The organism is Citrobacter sp. Cm046 (assembly GCF_030333065.1).
Classification (GTDB): domain Bacteria; phylum Pseudomonadota; class Gammaproteobacteria; order Enterobacterales; family Enterobacteriaceae; genus Citrobacter; species Citrobacter murliniae.
The window spans coordinates 148,232-165,353 of sequence record NZ_JAOWGP010000046.1 but is presented as its reverse complement, the minus strand read 5'-3'; the positions used below and the strand labels follow the sequence as shown (position 1 = coordinate 165,353).

Below are 17,122 nucleotides of genomic sequence, written 5' to 3'. Positions count from 1 at the left end.
CTAAAACTCAAACTGATAGAGCAAATCAAGTGCCTGATCTACGCCAGACACGGCTTCCAGATATAGCTTAGGCATCAGACGATAACGTAGCGTGAGTGTCGCTAAGGAGTCAAATATACCCACACCATATTTCACCTGCAGACCTGGCAGTACGTATCCGCTGACAACCACCTGAGATGAGTCGCCCACCCCTTGTGTGTCCAGTGCCAGATTGCTTACGCCAAATGTCTCCCCGATTTTACCCACAACCTGACCACTTTGTGCAACCCCCAGACCAATAAGCATTGATGTCATTGCCGCACTGTCGCTCTGTTCGCTGTCCAGTCCTTGCCCACGAAGCAGGTAGGAAAGCGCCATTTGCTGTGACATCGCCGGGTCAGAGAAGATCTCCGCTTTTGGTTCATCAGCAGTACCTGTAACGCGAACACCGGCAATGACGTCGTCTTCAGTGGCATCCGGGTTACGAATCGCCTCGATGTTGAGCAACGGCTGGTCCGGCGGGCCGGAGAACAACAGCTCGCCTTTGCGCACAATAAGATCCTGACCATAAGCATGGAAGCGACCACTCGGGATGTTAATCTGCCCGTTAAGCCCCAGCCCCTGCTTGTCCTGCGCCACTTTCAGATCGCCTGTCAGTCTTGCTTTCAGACCAAACGCATCGATGCGCACGTTGTTGCCTACATGCACGATCAGATTGCTGTTGATCGGAATACCCGCACTCTGTGGCTTCTCAGGCTGAAGATCGTTATTGAGCATTACCATATCGCTGGAGACACCCACCGCGCTTTCCGGCAGGTCATGCACCACAATACGCGCCCACGGTACATCAACGCTACCATCCAACGTGAATAAACTTGGCGTGGCTTCGAAGACCACATCCGGAGATACATCCAGACGAACCATTGGCGGCACGGTGATACGAACGCGGCTGCCTTTAGCCGCGATACGCGCCCGCCAGTTGTCTATCTGAGTCCAGTCGGCGTCACCACTCAGGTTAATCTGTCCCTGCTGCGTGCGCACCACGCCCGCAATCGTCGAACGTGACCCCGTGAAATTAATCGCCAACTGGCTTGGCTGCATGTCAAATGGCATAAAGTTGCCGTCAATGTCCAGACCACTAAGCTGTAGCTGTCCGAGCAACTGCGGGCTTTGTACATCGCCGCCGAGGCGCAGGTTAGCGTTTAGCATCCCCGCAGCTTTTTCACCACGCGAGAAGATGGGATTGACCATCGCCAGATTAAAGTTACGGATATTAACGTTACCGCCAAGGTTGCGTCGCCCTTGCGGATCGGTAACCTGCACCTGCCCGTCAAACTGTCCGTTATTGGTCAGGCGAATCAGCCATCCCAGTTCGGCACGGTTATTATGCAAGTCAGCGGTCATATTCAGCGTTTCAAATGCCACCGGCAACGGTGCATCATTGACGCTTTGTGTGACCTTCACGTTACGCCCGCTTAGCGTTACCTTTCCCTGTGGCAACCCTTCTTTAGTCGTGTCCCAGCTTACATCGGCTTTACCGCTGAACACGCCGCTCGCCTGCGTGGTATCTGGCATAAACGGTTTCAGCATCGCCAGATCGAAGCGGTTCAGATTAACCACTGCACGTCCTTCAGCACCGGCATCAATCGTCTGCGGCACGCACAGTTCAGCGTTTGGATTGTTCCAGCAGTGCGGTCCGATGCTGATTTTCTGTTCCTGATTACGGTAATCCAGCGCTATCGCGCGGTTCAGCGACCACGGACCAACCGGCGTCTGGAAGCGGGTATTGCTCAAGGCTCCTTTCCAGCGCTGTTCTTTGCGATCAAAACTCCCTGCCAGGTCAAGCTGCCCGGAGACCGGCTCCCCCTGAATACGCAGCTGCAGCTCATGTTGCTTTTCGCTGCCTTTGGCATTCAGGGTAACGAGATTGATATTCACATCAGGTTGCACAATCCGCTCTACGCGCACGTTGAGGCTACCGGCGATTTGTTCAGCCGATTTCACATCGCCTTCAACGCGCACCTGGGCAACGGAGAGTTCCTGCCAGCGCAGGCCACGGGCAGTGATATCCGCCAACAGTTGCGGCGCTTCCACCGTACCGCGAATTTTGACCAGACCTTTCGCCGTACCGCCTAACCCCGGTAGCGCGTTATCCAGGCCCGGAGCATCAATCATCGCGTCGAGATTGAGATCTTTTACCCCCAGTTCACCTTTCACCTCGGCGCTGTTACGCCCCAGTTCCAGGTGCAGGCCTGGAATTGTCCACTGCAGGTAACTGTTCCCTTTCAGTGAGCCATTCACATTAACCTTGTTCTGTTTAACGTTACCGGTCAGCTTCAGCTCCGGAACCTCCATCTGCCAGGTTCCGCCATACAGGCTACCTCGGGTTTTCACCAAACCATTCAGTTTTGACGGCCAGTCCGGAAGCTCTTTCGCAGTGTTAATACCATCCAGCGTCAGTTCTCCACGCCAGCTTATAGCCTGCTGCCAGTCAAGCAACGCTTTGAGTTCGGTTTTCCCCTCCAGCGCCGCCACGGTAAGTTTGTCGAGATTAATCTGCTGTTCGTTGCCTTTAGCATCCAGCGTAATGGTTGCCGGAGGAATGTCCTGTCCCTTCACTGCTGTGCGCATCGACAGCGTATAGTCCGTCATTTTGCCGGTCAGTTTGAGCTTGATATCATCGGCCTGGAATTGCTTATCGCCAGTAAACGGCCAGTAAACCTGTTTGCTGACGACGTCCAGATTGAGCGGTAATCCTGCTTCCGCCAGGCGCGTCTGTGCGCGCAGATCCATATCCACCGGGCCGGATAGATTAACACCCACTTCCAGTTGTTCGCGCAGCGCGCCACCAACCTTCAGCTTCACCTTTTCGCCTTTTAACGGGTCAATGTTCAGCGTGCTGTTCAGCGTAATATCGACTGGCCACGCATCGGTCAGTTGCGCCGTCCCACTGGCGTTCACCGTCCCCTGGCTGGAGTCGATATCCAGCGCATCGAGCTTCATATTGCCGTCAATGCTGCTCACTTTCAGCAACATGTTGTGTACTGTCAGATCGGTATCCCCGGTCACGCGCAGTTGCTCGCCGCGGAATTCTTCAATATTGAGATTCAGCGGCAGGTGAACATCGGTCATTTCCGGTAGGACCGGTTTTGAGAACAGATCTTTGAGCGTTTCACCCAACGGTTTCTCATCCGGCTGCGGATTCTGGATCTTCGGCTCAACAACCTCTTCCTGGGCGACTTCCGCCACTTTAGGCAGTGCAATCAACAGGCCCTGTAATGACGTTGGCTTCAGGGTCAGCGTTTTTTCCTGCCAGTTCAGGCCGGAAGTAAAATCCAGCACGGAAACGGTGGTGTCATCAATTTTGATATTGATGTTGTTAAGCGCCACGCGTGAAAGCGTGATGGGATAAGGCGTTGACAGATTAAGCGGGCCGCTATCCTCTTCCTCCACCGGAGCAGAAGGCGGCATTTTTTTACTGTCGATAGCCACGTTAATATCTTTTAGCGACAGATCATTGACGCACAGACTGCTGTTCCACAGACAGTTGAGGCCGATGGCCAGATGCACTTCACCCGCATTCACCGCCACGCCAGGCTGATCGTAGCGGATATTTTTCAGCGATAAATCCCGCCAGCCGCCAGTGACCTGGCCTATCTCCAGCCCCGGAACCCAGCGATTAGCCGCCTTAAAGAGCAGATGCAGACCCGAGGTTGTACCCACGAGAAACGCTACAGTGCCTAACAACAGCAGGATAAAAATCAGAACGCCGAGGCTTATCTTCTTCCATAAACTCATAATTCAGGCCCCAGACCGATGTAAAACTGTAAACCATGCTCATCTTTGTCGCCGACAGGTACAGCAAAATCGAGCTTGATAGGTCCTACCGGTGACTGCCAGCGCACACCAACCCCGGCACCGGTTTTAAAATCACTTCTGCGGATATCGCTGACCGCTTCACCGCTATCAACAAACATCGCACCCCACCATTTTCCGGTCACGTTGTACTGGTATTCCAGCGATCCTGTCGCCAGCTTCGAGGCCCCTTTCAGTTTGCCGTCGCTGCCTTCAGGCGCAATAGATTTGTATTTGTAACCGCGAATACTGCGGTCGCCCCCGGCGAAGAAACGCAGATCCGGTGGTACTTTGTCGAAGTCTCCGGTTTCAATCCAGCCGAGGTTACCGCGCATCACAAAGCGATGACGGTCGTACAACGTGCGGATCCAGACGTTCTGTGCCTGGAAGACGGAGAAATCGACATCTGAACCCCAGGCGGTATTCGAGTAATCGATGGAATAGCGCTGAGAATCCCCCCAGACGGGCATCAGACCGCCGCGCGAGCGCGTCCGGCTAATCATCACACCAGGATAGAGCAGCATGGTGGTATTGGTGACATTACCCTGGGTAAAGTGGTCGAGGCTCCAGCGCAGGTTAATTGCGCGCTGCCAGCCGCTGGAGAGATCCCAGTAGCGAGAGACGGCAAGCGTGGTGGAGTCCTGCTCGGTATCGTTCAAATCGGTACGTTTAAATCCCCCCTGAACCAGGTAGTACTGCTCCAGTGGGTTCTTTAACAGCGGCATTTTATAACTGAAATCAAGAACCTGTTCAGGCGCAGAAACGCTGACGCTGGTCGCCAGACTGTGACCGTACGAGTTCATCCACGGTTTTTTCCACGTGGTTTTTAACCGTGGCCCGACGTCGGTGGAATAGCCGACCCCGGTTTCAATGGTGTTTTCCGTGCGTGGCGAGACCACGCCTTTCAGCGGCAACACTTTGGTTTTGCGGGCTTTGTCGAATTCCGGCGCGACCACTACAGAATTAAACCAACCGGTTGCCGAGAGACGACGGTTCAGCTCCGCCAGATCTTTCGATTCGTACTCTTTGCCTTCTTTGAACGGCACCAGATTTTGCAGATACTCATCGCGAATCTGCGATCCTTCAAAGGTGACATGTCCAAAACGATAACGCTCTCCGCTGTTGTAATCGATATCCCAGAATGCCTGGCGACGATCGAGCGCGATCCCGAGTTGGCTTTTATTAAATTCACTGTCGAAATAGCCCTTACGCAGCGCCACGCTGGTTAGCGACTTTTTGAAGCTGTCATAGTCGCCTTGATTCAGCACAGTGCCGATGGCTGGACGCGTTTTTAGCAGGTCCAGATAATCTCTGTCAGTGCGCGCCCCACCGCGTAAAATGACGTCGGTTCCGCCAATCAGTACCGGTTCACCGGGTGTCACTTTGGCAATCAACACCTGACGTCCCTTCGCCGGTGGTGGACGCAATTCAAAATCAATGGTCGGCTCAAAATAGCCCAGCGCTTTTAGCCCTTCGCGAATAGCATCATCGACGCGCGCACGAAAACGGCGGTCAGGCGTGACTTCATCACTCTGAATCGTGGATAACTGCGCACGGACGTTTTTTTCCAGCGGTCCCGATAATCCCTCGACCTGTAAGCGAACATTCGCAGCGGCGGCTGAGCCACTTAAGCACAGTAACCCCACCCAACATAACTGACGGATATGTGGCACATTTTCTCCTGAATATCCTTTTTTCCCACCCCTGGAAAAAAATACTATGCCGTTCCTGGGCTTAACAAAAAATCAACAATAAGAGTTGAAAAACAGACGACAACCCAAATATTTCTTATGTTTAACTCTAGACGTATTCACACCGTTTATTGTGGGCAAAGACGCGTCTTGTTACAACCTTAACCCAAATGACTGATTTCGGGAGAACGGCCATGAGTTTATTTGATAAAAAGCATCTTGTTACTCAAGCAGATGCATTACCTGGACGCAACACCCCGATGCCAGTGGCAACGCTGCATGCGGTTAACCAACATTCGATGACCAACGTGCCCGACGGTATGGAGATCGCCCTTTTCGCCATGGGCTGTTTCTGGGGCGTAGAACGTTTGTTCTGGTCACTCCCCGGCGTGTACAGCACTGCAGCCGGATACACTGGCGGCTATACCCCCAATCCAACCTATCGGGAGGTTTGTTCTGGTGATACGGGCCATGCTGAAGCAGTACGTATCGTCTATGATCCGCATGTTATCAGCTACGAACAGCTACTGCAGGTATTCTGGGAAAATCACGACCCGGCGCAAGGTATGCGTCAGGGCAACGATCAGGGTACTCAGTATCGTTCCGCAATTTATCCATTAACTCCGGAGCAAAATACCGCAGCCCAGGCCAGCCTTGAACGCTTTCAGGCAGCGATGACCGCAGCCGGTGATGATCGTCCTATTACAACGGAAATCAAAACGGCAACCCCGTTCTACTATGCCGAAGACGATCACCAGCAGTACCTGCACAAAAATCCTTATGGATATTGCGGCATTGGCGGCATTGGGGTTTGCCTGCCGCCACAAGGATAAATATCAGCCTCTGGCGACTTTACAGTCGCTTACGCTATACTAGCTTCTGAATTTACCGGCTCACTTCCGCGAGCCGGTTTTCAATGAATATTCCATTGGATTTATACTCTATGGATTTCGAGTTGCAGAAAGGCGGCAAACTCGTGAATCCCCAGGAGCATAGATAACTATGTGACTGGGGTGAATGAGTGCAGCCAACGCATCTGCGGCTTGAAAGACGACGAGTATCAACTTCTCCCTTCCGAGGATCTGGCCTTAACGGTCGGATAAGATATGTTAAACAGTATTTTAGTCATTCTCTGCCTGATCGCCGTGAGTGCGTTCTTCTCGATATCCGAGATCTCGCTTGCCGCATCACGCAAAATTAAACTTAAGCTGCTTGCCGATGAAGGCAATATCAATGCACAACGCGTTATGAAGATGCAGGAAAATCCCGGCATGTTCTTCACCGTGGTGCAAATTGGTCTTAACGCCGTCGCCATTCTTGGCGGTATCGTGGGGGATGCTGCGTTTTCTCCGGCTTTTTACGGCTTGTTCTCGCAATACTTCGCTCCAGAGCTGTCCGAACAGTTGAGCTTTATCCTCTCGTTCTCACTGGTAACTGGCCTGTTCATCCTGTTCGCGGATTTAACCCCGAAACGCATCGGTATGATTGCGCCAGAAGCTGTGGCTTTGCGTATCATCAACCCGATGCGCTTCTGCCTGTTCGTGTTCCGCCCGCTGGTGTGGTTCTTTAACGGCCTGGCAAATAACATTTTCCGCCTGTTTAAGATCCCAATGGTGCGCAAAGATGACATCACCTCAGACGATATTTACGCCGTGGTAGAAGCTGGCGCGCTGGCGGGTGTACTGCGTAAACAGGAACATGAGTTGATTGAAAATGTGTTCGAGCTGGAATCCCGTACCGTCCCGTCTTCCATGACATCACGTGAAAACGTCATCTGGTTCGATCTGCACGAAGACGAGCAGAGCCTGAAAAACAAAGTTGCGGAACATCCGCACTCCAAGTTTCTGGTGTGTAATGAAGATATCGACCACATCATTGGCTATGTGGACTCCAAAGATCTGCTTAACCGCGTACTGGCAAACCAGAGCATGGCGCTAAACAGCGGCGTGCAGATCCGCAATACACTGATTGTCCCGGATACGCTGACGCTCTCAGAAGCGCTGGAAAGCTTCAAAACTGCAGGTGAAGACTTTGCCGTCATCATGAACGAGTACGCGCTGGTAGTAGGGATTATCACGCTTAACGACGTAATGACCACGTTGATGGGTGACTTAGTCGGTCAGGGCCTTGAAGAACAGATCGTAGCACGTGATGAGAATTCCTGGCTGATTGACGGCGGTACGCCGATTGATGACGTGATGCGCGTGCTGGATATCGACGAGTTTCCACAGTCTGGCAACTATGAAACTATCGGCGGTTTCATGATGTTTATGCTGCGTAAAATCCCGAAACGCACCGACTCGGTGAAGTTCTCAGGCTATAAATTTGAAGTGGTGGATATCGATAACTACAAGATCGATCAGCTGCTGGTGACGCGACTGGACAGCAAACCCAGCGTCCTGGTGCCGAAACTGCCGGATGCAAAAGAAGAAAGCAAAGCCTGAATGTCCTGAGTGTCCTGAGTGTAAAAACATCAACGGCTCCTGTTTAAGGAGCCGTTTTTTATATACCACTTACACTACTGCATAGCACTTTGGTCAAGCCATCTCAGTTTGCAGACGCAAAACCTGACGGTTAACTTCGGACATCACAGAGAAATGCTGTTTGTCCTTCACTTTTGGGATAAGAATCTTACCCTTATCAAATTCAAAAGCGCCTACATCCTTGATATATAACCGTCCACGAAACAGGATCTTCACGTACTTCGCCACCTGCAGCGGGTTGTATCGTTGGAAAATTTTCATTGTTGTCTCCTGCTGAGCATTACGCCTTTGCGGTACCACAATCGGTCCGACAATACTCAGGCGCAAATTTTAATGCCCTATGACTATAGACTATCTCTACGATGTTTCCAGCGTGTATAAGTTTATTTACCTTCAGGTTACAATTATTCAGAATTATCTTTTCATCCATTCGCTGTCTTCAGTATAAGCCTTCATTTTTCACAGGATTTGTGCGCCCGTCCGCAAACTGGCATCGCACTTGCGGGAAAAAGCATCATTCGCACATATGATTAAATTCCAGACCCAAGTGGTCGGATCACCTGCAAAATATAAAGAAAGAAGGAAACACCATGACCTTACAAAAACTGCTGGCGGTATCATGCCTGCTGCTACCCATGATGGCCTCCGCACATAAGTTTGAAACCAACCAGCGCGTGCCGCCGGTGGGGATTACCGATCGCGGTGAACTGGTGCTTGATAACGATAAGTTTAGTTATAAAAGCTGGAATAGCGCGCAGTTGCCAGGGAAGGTACGCATTGTGCAACACATTGCCGGACGCACTTCTGCCAAAGAGAAAAACGCGACGTTAATCGAGGCAATCAAAGCGGCAAATCTGCCGCACGATAAATACCAGACCACCACCATCGTCAATACAGACGACGCCATTCCAGGCTCCGGCATGTTCGTTCGCAGCAGCCTTGAGAGTAATAAGAAGCTCTATCCCTGGTCACAGTTTATTGTCGACAGTAACGGTGTTGCGCGTAAAGCTTGGCAACTGGATGAAGAAAGTTCAGCCATCGCGGTACTCGACAAGGATGGCCGCATTCAGTGGGCAAAAGATGGCGCATTGACGCAGGAAGAGGTGCAGCAGGTTATTGCCCTGCTGCATAAGTTGCTCAGTAAATAGAGACCCGGAAGCCGGGGTTAAGAAACGATTCACGCGGAGTGTAATCCAGGGGTTTCCCCTGCCAGTCGTGAACGTGCGCCCCGGCTGCTGCGGCAACAGCGTGGCCTGCGGCAGTATCCCAAACATTGGTTGGCCCAAAGCGCGGGTACAGCTGTGCCTGCCCTTCAGCGACCAGACAAAACTTCAGCGACGATCCAATCGACGTGGTCTGATGCTCACCTAATTGTTGCAGATACTCTTTTAGCTCATTGTCAGCATGCGAACGGCTGATCACCACCAGCGGTGGACGCGCGTCGCGTACCCGGATTTGCTTGCGCACGCCGTACTCTTCTTTCCACGCCTTACCTTCCGCCGCGCTGTACATCACGTTCATCACCGGCGCATACACCACGCCCAGAACCGGTTTTCCCTTCTCAATTAGCGCAATATTCACGGTGAATTCGCCGTTACGTTTGATGAACTCCTTCGTTCCGTCCAGAGGATCAACCAGCCAGTAGCGCTGCCAGTGCTGACGTATATCCCAGCCCGGGGGAGCCTCTTCTGATAAAACCGGAATATCTGGCGTTAGGGCCTGTAATCCTTCGAGGATCACCATGTGCGCGGCAATATCCGCCGCAGTGACCGGAGAATCATCCTGCTTGCTGGTGATCTCTATCGGTTTGATTCCATCGTAGACCTGCATAATGGCATCGCCCGCGTTCCGTGCAAGCTGGCATACATGTTCTAGCATTCTCCACCTCGTTTACACCCGTCATACTTCAAGTTGCATGTACGTTGGCTGCGTTCCTGCAACTCGAATTATTTAGAGTATATATCAGTGATGTTAACTCGTTGTTTTACTTATACCCGATCGTCAGGGGATCCGCCAACTGTGATAGCGTCTGCGGTTTTAAACGCTAACTTCATGTCATGATTCACAGTTCTGTAAGCAAGAAGATTTATATACATTTTCTTTTGTGGCTTAGATCTTAAAAAGGATGCCCCTGATGATTAAGTTTAGTGCAACGCTTCTGGCCACGCTGATTGCAGCCAGCGTGAATGCTGCAACCGTCGATCTCCGCATAATGGAAACCACTGATTTGCATAGCAACATGATGGATTTCGATTATTACAAAGATACGCCAACTGAAAAATTCGGTCTGGTGCGTACGGCAAGTTTGATTAATGCCGCCAGGGGTGAAGTAAAAAACAGCGTTCTGGTCGATAACGGCGATCTGATTCAGGGCAGCCCTCTCGGGGATTACATGGCGTCCAAAGGGCTTAAAACTGGCGAAACTCACCCGGTCTATAAGGCGCTCAATACTCTTGATTACGCGGTGGGCAACCTCGGCAACCATGAGTTTAACTATGGGCTGGAGTATCTGCATAAAGCGCTCGCTGGCGCAAAATTTCCCTACGTTAACGCCAATATCATCGACGTTAAGACCCAAAAGCCGCTGTTTACCCCTTACCTGATTAAAGACACTGAAGTTGTCGATAATGAGGGCAAAAAGCAGACACTGAAGATTGGCTATATCGGCTTTGTACCCCCGCAGATCATGACCTGGGACAAGGCTAATCTCAGCGGTAAAGTGACGGTGAATGACATTACCGAAACCGCACGTAAGTATGTGCCGGAAATGCGCGAAAAAGGCGCTGATGTGGTGGTAGTCATTGCTCACTCCGGTCTCTCTGCCGACCCATACCAGACCATGGCGGAAAACTCTGTTTATTACCTCAGCGAAGTCCCGGGCGTGGATGCGATTATGTTTGGCCACGCTCACGCCGTTTTCCCGGGTAAAGACTTTGCCAGTATCAAAGGCGCAGATATTACCAAAGGCACGTTAAACGGTATTCCTGCAGTAATGCCAGGCATGTGGGGCGATCATCTGGGCGTGGTGGATCTGGTACTGAACGACGACAGTGGTAAATGGCAGGTCACCCAGGCGAAAGCCGAGGCGCGTCCCATTTATGACGCGGCGGCTAAAAAATCCCTGGCTGCCGAGGACAGCAAGATAGTTGAGATCCTGAAAGCCGATCACGACGCCACGCGTGAGTTTGTCAGTAAGCCAATCGGAAAATCTGCCGATAACATGTATAGCTATCTGGCATTAGTACAGGACGATCCGACCGTCCAGGTCGTGAATAACGCGCAAAAGGCCTACGTTGAACACTTTATTCAGGGTGATCCAGACCTGGCAAAACTGCCGGTACTTTCTGCCGCTGCGCCGTTTAAGGTCGGCGGACGTAAAAACGATCCGGCAAGCTTTGTGGAAGTCGAAAAAGGCCAGCTGACTTTCCGTAATGCCGCCGATCTCTATCTGTATCCGAATACCCTGGTGGTGGTAAAAGCCAGCGGTAAAGAAGTGAAAGAGTGGCTGGAATGTTCCGCCGGGCAATTTAATCAGATTGATATTCACAGCAACAAACCCCAGTCGTTAATTAACTGGGACGGCTTCCGTACCTACAACTTCGACGTGATTGACGGCGTGGATTATCAGATTGATGTTTCACAACCCGCCCGCTACGACGGCGAGTGCCAGACCGTGAACGCCAAAGCAGAGCGTATTAAAAATCTGACCTTTAACGGTAAACCTATCGATCCTGACGCGACCTTCCTGGTAGCAACCAACAACTATCGCGCCTACGGTGGCAAGTTCGCCGGTACCGGCGACAGCCATATCGCGTTTGCTTCACCGGATGAAAACCGCTCAGTGCTGGCGGCATGGATAGGTGCCCAGACGAAGAGTGCAGGTGAAATTCACCCAGCGGCGGATAATAACTGGCGTCTGGCGCCGATCCACAGCGATACGAAACTGGATATTCGCTTTGAAACGTCGCCGTCCGATAAAGCCGCCACGTTTATCAAAGAGAAAGGGCAGTATCCGCTGAAGAAAGTCGCCACCGACGATATCGGTTTTGCCATTTATCAGCTGGATTTGAGTAAGTAACGTTAATGCCGGATGACGGCTAACGCCTTGTCCGGCTTAAAAATTGTGTACGCACACAGGCCGGATAAGCGAAACGCCATCCGGCAACATATCATGCAACCCGCTCTTCCCTCAGTGCCAGCACCTGCGGTAAATTCATTTCAATCCAGTCCGCCAGTGCAGCAACTTTATCACTCACCTGCTCACCCAACGGCGTGAGACTGTACTCCACATGCGGCGGAACCACCGGATACGACACCCGGTTGATAAACCCGTCCTGCTCCAGCGCCTGCAGGGATTGCGCCAGCATTTTTTCACTAACGCCGCCCATCTTGCGACGTAAATCACTGAACCGGTGCGTACCATCACGCAGCGCCACCAGAATCAACACGCCCCAGCGGCTGGTGACGTGTTTTAACACCTCGCGGGAGGGACACTGTTCGGCAAATAAGTTGCCGTCACGCAATTGCTGAGAAAGTGTCGAAGTTGTCATATTCATACTTACCTTTTTGTACGTACTTACTAAAAGTAAGTTTAAGTGCTAGCTTTACTAAACACAAGACAAACACCAAGGAGTTCCCCATGATTGCGATTACCGGTGCCACTGGTCAACTGGGCCAACACGTTATTGAAGCCCTGCTGAAAACCGTACCCGCCAGCCAGATTGTGGCCATTGTGCGTAACCCAGCCAAAGCTACTGCACTCAGCCAACAGGGTATTGCCGTCCGTCAGGCGGATTACATCGACGAGGCCGCTTTCACTACAGCATTGCAGGGGATCGACAAGCTGCTGCTGATCTCGTCCAGCGAAGTTGGGCAACGTACCCCACAGCATCGCAACGTGATTAACGCGGCAAAAGCCGCCAATGTGAAATTTATTGCCTATACCAGTCTGTTGCATGCCGACAGCTCTCCGCTGGGGCTGGCAGCTGAACACGTGGAAACCGAGAAAATGCTGGCTGACTCCGGCATTGCTTATACCCTGCTGCGTAACGGCTGGTATACCGAAAACTATCTGGCCAGCGCGCCAGCCGCGCTGGAGCACGGCGTGTTTATTGGTGCTGCGGGCGAAGGCAAAATCGCCTCAGCGACCCGTGCCGACTATGCTGCCGCTGCCGCACGCGTCATCAGTGAAGACGGTCACGCCGGTAAGATCTACGAGCTGGCGGGCGATGAGGGCTGGACCCTGAGCCAACTTGCCGCCGAACTGGCAAAACAGAGTGGCAAAAAAGTGGTGTATCAAAACCTGAGTGAAGCCGATTTTGCCGCTGCGCTGAAAGGTTTTGGTTTGCCTGCCGGACTGGCGGATATGCTCGCCGACTCTGACATCGGTGCCTCAAAAGGTGGTCTGTTCGACGACAGCCACACCCTGAGCCAATTAACCGGTCACCCGACAACTTCTCTGGCGGACAGCGTCAAAGACATCGTGTAAGTGTTAAAAATCGGTTAATTATGGTGGCATCCCCGCGTATCCTCTCTGATAATGAAAGACGATGCGTGGGGAGAGAAAACGTGCAAGGTGTACCTGAGCAGTTCATTGATGAGAAAGACAGCGCCCGCTTTCGCCATCTGGCGCAGGTTCCGGGCGTTGAGTTGTATCATGCGCACATCTCCCGTTATGCCTTTGAACCACATACCCACGAAGCCTTTGGCATAGGCGCGATTGAAGCGGGTGCAGAACGGTTTCGCTATCGCGGTACGCAGCACGTTGCTCCTGCCCACTCCGTCGTCACCATGAATCCCGATGAGCTGCATACCGGTGAGGCGGCAACCGCCGACGGCTGGCGCTATCGGATGGTCTACCTCGAACCTGACCTTCTGGAAGACGTCACCGGGATCCGCCACTGGTGGTTTCATGATGTTACGCGCCACGATCCGCTACGCTCGTACCAGATCTGTTCACTTATCCACGGCCTGTGGAATACCGAGGATCCGCTGGCGCAAAAAGGGTTACTGCTCGATCTGATTGATACATTCCAGCCTCTGGCCCGTCATGCGCCGGTACAACTGGAAGGCGCCCATCGCTTTGAGCGCGTACGCGAATATCTACACGACAACTACATGCACCCGGTGACGCTCGACGAACTGGCCCGCGTTGCCTCGCTGAGTCCCTGGCATTTTCAGCGCCAGTTCAAATCTCATTTCCACGTCACGCCACACCAGATGCTGATGGCGATCCGCCTGTGGCGTGCCAAATGTTTTCTTACTCACGGCATGCCCGCTGCAGATGTCGCCGCAGCGACTGGCCTGACCGACCAGTCGCATCTCACCCGCGCATTTACTCATCGTTACGGCATTACGCCTGTACGCTACCAGAAACAGGTTTTTTCGCGCTAATGCGCAATCTCATACAATACGCGGCCATTTTGCCTGCCTACACTGCTCGCAATGTTAAGCGATGTGGATGTCAAAAATGATTAGCGGTGTGTTGTATGCCCTGCTGGCCGGGCTGATGTGGGGATTAATTTTTGTCGGGCCGCTGATCGTGCCGGAGTATCCGGCAGTATTGCAGTCGATGGGACGCTATCTGGCGCTGGGACTGATCGCCCTGCCGATCGCCTGGCTGGGCCGCGGACGTCTGCGCCAGCTGGCGCGTAAAGACTGGATGACCGCACTGACGCTGACGATGATGGGTAACCTGATTTATTACGTTTGCCTGGCCAGCGCGATCCAGCGCACCGGCGCGCCGGTCTCAACAATGATCATTGGCACATTACCGGTGGTGATCCCGGTATTCGCCAACCTGCTCTACAGTCAACGTGATGGCAAATTATCGTGGTGGCGCTTAGCCCCTGCCCTGGTGCTAATCGGCATTGGTCTGCTGTGCGTGAATATTTCTGAGCTGAATCAGGGACTGCCTGATTTTAGCGGTTGGAGATACGGTTCCGGTATCGCGCTGGCGCTGGTTTCCGTAGTGTGCTGGGCGTGGTATGCGCTACGTAATGCCCGCTGGCTGCGAGAGAATCCCGATAAGCATCCAATGATGTGGGCAACAGCGCAGGCACTGGTAACGCTTCCCGTCTCCCTGCTGGGATACGTTGCGGCCTGTCTGTGGCTAAATGGACAAACACCAGATTTCTCTCTGCCCTTCGGCCCACGTCCGGGCGTGTTTATCGGTCTGATGGTCGCCATTGCGGTACTGTGTTCGTGGGTGGGAGCATTGTGCTGGAACGTCGCCAGTCAGAAGTTACCAACGGTGATCCTCGGGCCGCTGATTGTCTTTGAAACGCTGGCGGGCCTGCTCTACACCTTTATTCTGCGCCAGGAGATGCCGCCGCTGCTGACCCTGAGTGGCATCGTGCTGCTGGTTGTGGGTGTGGTGGTCGCCGTCAGGGCCAAACCGGAAAAACCAAGTGTCGTCGCGGTTTCACCATCATAATGTGCTGGATAGTACTGCGCTAATCCGGCCTACAGGATATTTTCTTGTAGGCCGGAGCAGACGTTAAACTTTAAACACCGCCACCGTCTGATTCAGGCGTGCTGCCTGCTCTTCTAGCGCGGCAGCGGCAGAAGCAGACTCTTCCACCAGCGAGGCATTTTGCTGCGTCACTCGGTCCATCTCAGCAACCGCCTGACCTACCTGATCAATACCCCGACTCTGTTCATCTGAGGCGGATGCAATCTCACCCATGATGTCAGTCACCCGGCTGACGGCACTGACTATTTCCGCCATCGTTTCACCGGCTTCATGCACCAGCGCAGTACCGGCGTTGACCCGGTTACCGGAATCATCAATCAGCGCCTTAATTTCTTTCGCCGCCTGGGCGCTGCGCTGCGCCAGCGTACGCACTTCTCCTGCTACCACAGCAAAACCGCGCCCCTGCTCACCGGCTCGCGCCGCTTCTACCGCCGCGTTCAGTGCAAGAATATTGGTCTGGAAGGCAATACCGTCGATAACATTGGTAATTTGCGCAATTTTACTCGAACTGGTGGCGATCTCATCCATAGTGCGCACCACACCATCGACCACAGCGCCACCTTTCTGCGCCGTCTGTGAGGCATTTTTTGCCAGACTGGTTGCCTGCCGCGCATTGTCCGCATTCTGTTTCACGGTAGCGGTAAGCTGCTCCATACTGGCAGCCGTCTCTTCCAGAGAGGCGGCCTGTTGTTCAGTACGGGAAGAGAGATCATTACTACCCGCAGCGATTTCCCCCGCGCCGGTGTAGATGGTATCTGCCCCATCGCGTACGACGCCAACCGTGTTTGCCAGCGCCTGTTGCATATCACGGACATTACGCGCCAGTAGCGCCATTTCATTACTGCCCTCGGCGCTGATACCGTGGGTCAGATCGCCAGCGGCAATATGGCGGATGTGCCCCATTACCTCATGGAGTGGCCTCAGCAGTACGCGTTGCATGGCTATCCAGCTGACGACAATAACGGTTATCACGATCAGCATCACCGCGGACAATAGCCAGATAATCTTCTGATAGTCCTTCTCGTTATCCTGTACACCAGCATTTGCCAGAGCAGATTGCGCAGCGCGCCATTCCTGATAAACCCCCTGCATCGCCGTCTGCTTTTGCTCAGCATTCTGTTTAAACATCTCCTCCAGTTTGCCTTCAGCGAGCAGCGCATTCATTTTTGCCAGCGTTGCAGAATAGATGCCGTACTGCTCTTCGAGCCGGTCAGCCAGATGCTCATCCAAACCCGGCGTTTCCGGCAAGGCATAGTATTTATCGTAATGATCTTTGGCATCATTCAGCAGGCGATTTGCTGTATTCACCAGTTCCTTCAACTGGCCACCGTTAATTTCATTCGCCATCGTCCCTTGCAAACGCAGCATACCCCGATTGAGCGTGACGCGAGCCTGGTTCAGACTAATCCAGGCATCAGTAAACTCGGCCACATTCTGGCTGGAAAGCTGAGACACGTTAAAGTTTTGCTTGTCGTTATTGAGCGCGCCAATAAAAACGCCTGCGGAAATGAGCTGCATTGCGCCCAGGGCGAGTAACACGGTGATAAGTAAGGTTATCACTTTGATTCGTTTGAACATCTGTTGCCTTTTTATTATGCAGGTATTGTCTGAGATCTAACTATCGGCAGCAGCGTCCGCTT

General features: G+C 52.7%; 13 protein-coding genes. 7 read left to right on the top strand and 6 right to left on the bottom strand.

The window, feature by feature from the left end; translation table 11 throughout:
* Together tamB and tamA are read right to left on the bottom strand one after the other, a co-directional pair.
* The gene (gene tamB, locus OGX98_RS22045) at nt 1-3,777 is read right to left on the bottom strand and encodes an autotransporter assembly complex protein TamB (protein WP_284096885.1); all 3,777 of its coding nucleotides are present in this window, start codon (nt 3,775-3,777) and stop codon (nt 1-3) included.
* The gene (tamA, locus tag OGX98_RS22040) at nt 3,774-5,507 is read right to left on the bottom strand and encodes an autotransporter assembly complex protein TamA (RefSeq protein WP_045439081.1); all 1,734 of its coding nucleotides are present in this window, start codon (nt 5,505-5,507) and stop codon (nt 3,774-3,776) included. Before tamA ends, tamB begins: the two co-directional genes overlap by 4 nt.
* A gap of 212 nt (nt 5,508-5,719) precedes the next feature.
* On the opposite strand from tamA, the gene msrA reads away from it, so the two are divergent.
* Together msrA and paeA are read left to right on the top strand one after the other, a co-directional pair.
* A complete protein-coding gene (gene msrA / locus OGX98_RS22035) occupies nt 5,720-6,358 on the top strand; it encodes a peptide-methionine (S)-S-oxide reductase MsrA (protein ID WP_045439078.1) in 639 nt (212 codons plus the stop codon).
* 273 nt (nt 6,359-6,631) lie between these two features.
* Nucleotides 6,632-7,969 (top strand): polyamine export protein PaeA, encoded by a 1,338-nt coding sequence (gene paeA, locus OGX98_RS22030; protein WP_045439075.1) that lies wholly within the window; start codon nt 6,632-6,634, stop codon nt 7,967-7,969.
* Nucleotides 7,970-8,062: 93 nt separating this feature from the next.
* Here paeA and OGX98_RS22025 read toward each other — a convergent pair whose 3' ends face one another.
* Nucleotides 8,063-8,269: a DUF1107 domain-containing protein gene (locus tag OGX98_RS22025; protein WP_041143739.1), complete on the bottom strand. Its 207-nt coding sequence runs from the start codon at nt 8,267-8,269 to the stop codon at nt 8,063-8,065.
* A 329-nt stretch (nt 8,270-8,598) separates the two neighbouring features.
* On the opposite strand from OGX98_RS22025, the gene OGX98_RS22020 reads away from it, so the two are divergent.
* A complete protein-coding gene (locus tag OGX98_RS22020; protein WP_045439061.1) occupies nt 8,599-9,156 on the top strand; it encodes a YtfJ family protein in 558 nt (185 codons plus the stop codon).
* Here OGX98_RS22020 and cysQ read toward each other — a convergent pair.
* Nucleotides 9,146-9,886, bottom strand: a complete 741-nt coding sequence (gene cysQ / locus OGX98_RS22015; RefSeq protein WP_045439058.1) for a 3'(2'),5'-bisphosphate nucleotidase CysQ — start codon at nt 9,884-9,886, stop codon at nt 9,146-9,148. The genes OGX98_RS22020 and cysQ overlap by 11 nt on opposite strands.
* A gap of 256 nt (nt 9,887-10,142) precedes the next feature.
* Here cysQ and OGX98_RS22010 point away from each other — a divergent pair, with 256 nt between their 5' ends.
* The gene (locus tag OGX98_RS22010) at nt 10,143-12,086 is read left to right on the top strand and encodes a bifunctional 2',3'-cyclic-nucleotide 2'-phosphodiesterase/3'-nucleotidase (RefSeq protein ID WP_286595919.1); all 1,944 of its coding nucleotides are present in this window, start codon (nt 10,143-10,145) and stop codon (nt 12,084-12,086) included.
* Nucleotides 12,087-12,177: 91 nt separating this feature from the next.
* On the opposite strand, the gene OGX98_RS22005 is transcribed toward OGX98_RS22010, so the two are convergent.
* A complete protein-coding gene (locus OGX98_RS22005) occupies nt 12,178-12,558 on the bottom strand; it encodes a winged helix-turn-helix transcriptional regulator (protein WP_045439054.1) in 381 nt (126 codons plus the stop codon).
* 89 nt (nt 12,559-12,647) lie between these two features.
* On the opposite strand from OGX98_RS22005, the gene OGX98_RS22000 reads away from it, so the two are divergent.
* The 3 genes from OGX98_RS22000 to OGX98_RS21990 all read left to right on the top strand — a co-directional run bounded on the left by OGX98_RS22000 (nt 12,648) and on the right by OGX98_RS21990 (nt 15,443).
* A complete protein-coding gene (locus OGX98_RS22000; protein ID WP_286595918.1) occupies nt 12,648-13,496 on the top strand; it encodes an SDR family oxidoreductase in 849 nt (282 codons plus the stop codon).
* A gap of 80 nt (nt 13,497-13,576) precedes the next feature.
* Nucleotides 13,577-14,401 carry an AraC family transcriptional regulator gene (locus OGX98_RS21995; protein ID WP_048222305.1) on the top strand — a complete coding sequence of 275 codons (825 nt, stop codon included), beginning with the start codon at nt 13,577-13,579 and terminating at the stop codon, nt 14,399-14,401.
* A 76-nt stretch (nt 14,402-14,477) separates the two neighbouring features.
* On the top strand, nt 14,478-15,443 hold the full coding sequence (locus tag OGX98_RS21990) for a DMT family transporter (protein ID WP_200012616.1): 966 nt from the start codon (nt 14,478-14,480) through the stop codon (nt 15,441-15,443).
* A 63-nt stretch (nt 15,444-15,506) separates the two neighbouring features.
* Here OGX98_RS21990 and OGX98_RS21985 read toward each other — a convergent pair whose 3' ends face one another.
* Nucleotides 15,507-17,060: a methyl-accepting chemotaxis protein gene (locus tag OGX98_RS21985; RefSeq protein WP_284096887.1), complete on the bottom strand. Its 1,554-nt coding sequence runs from the start codon at nt 17,058-17,060 to the stop codon at nt 15,507-15,509.
* Nucleotides 17,061-17,122 lie beyond the last annotated feature (62 nt).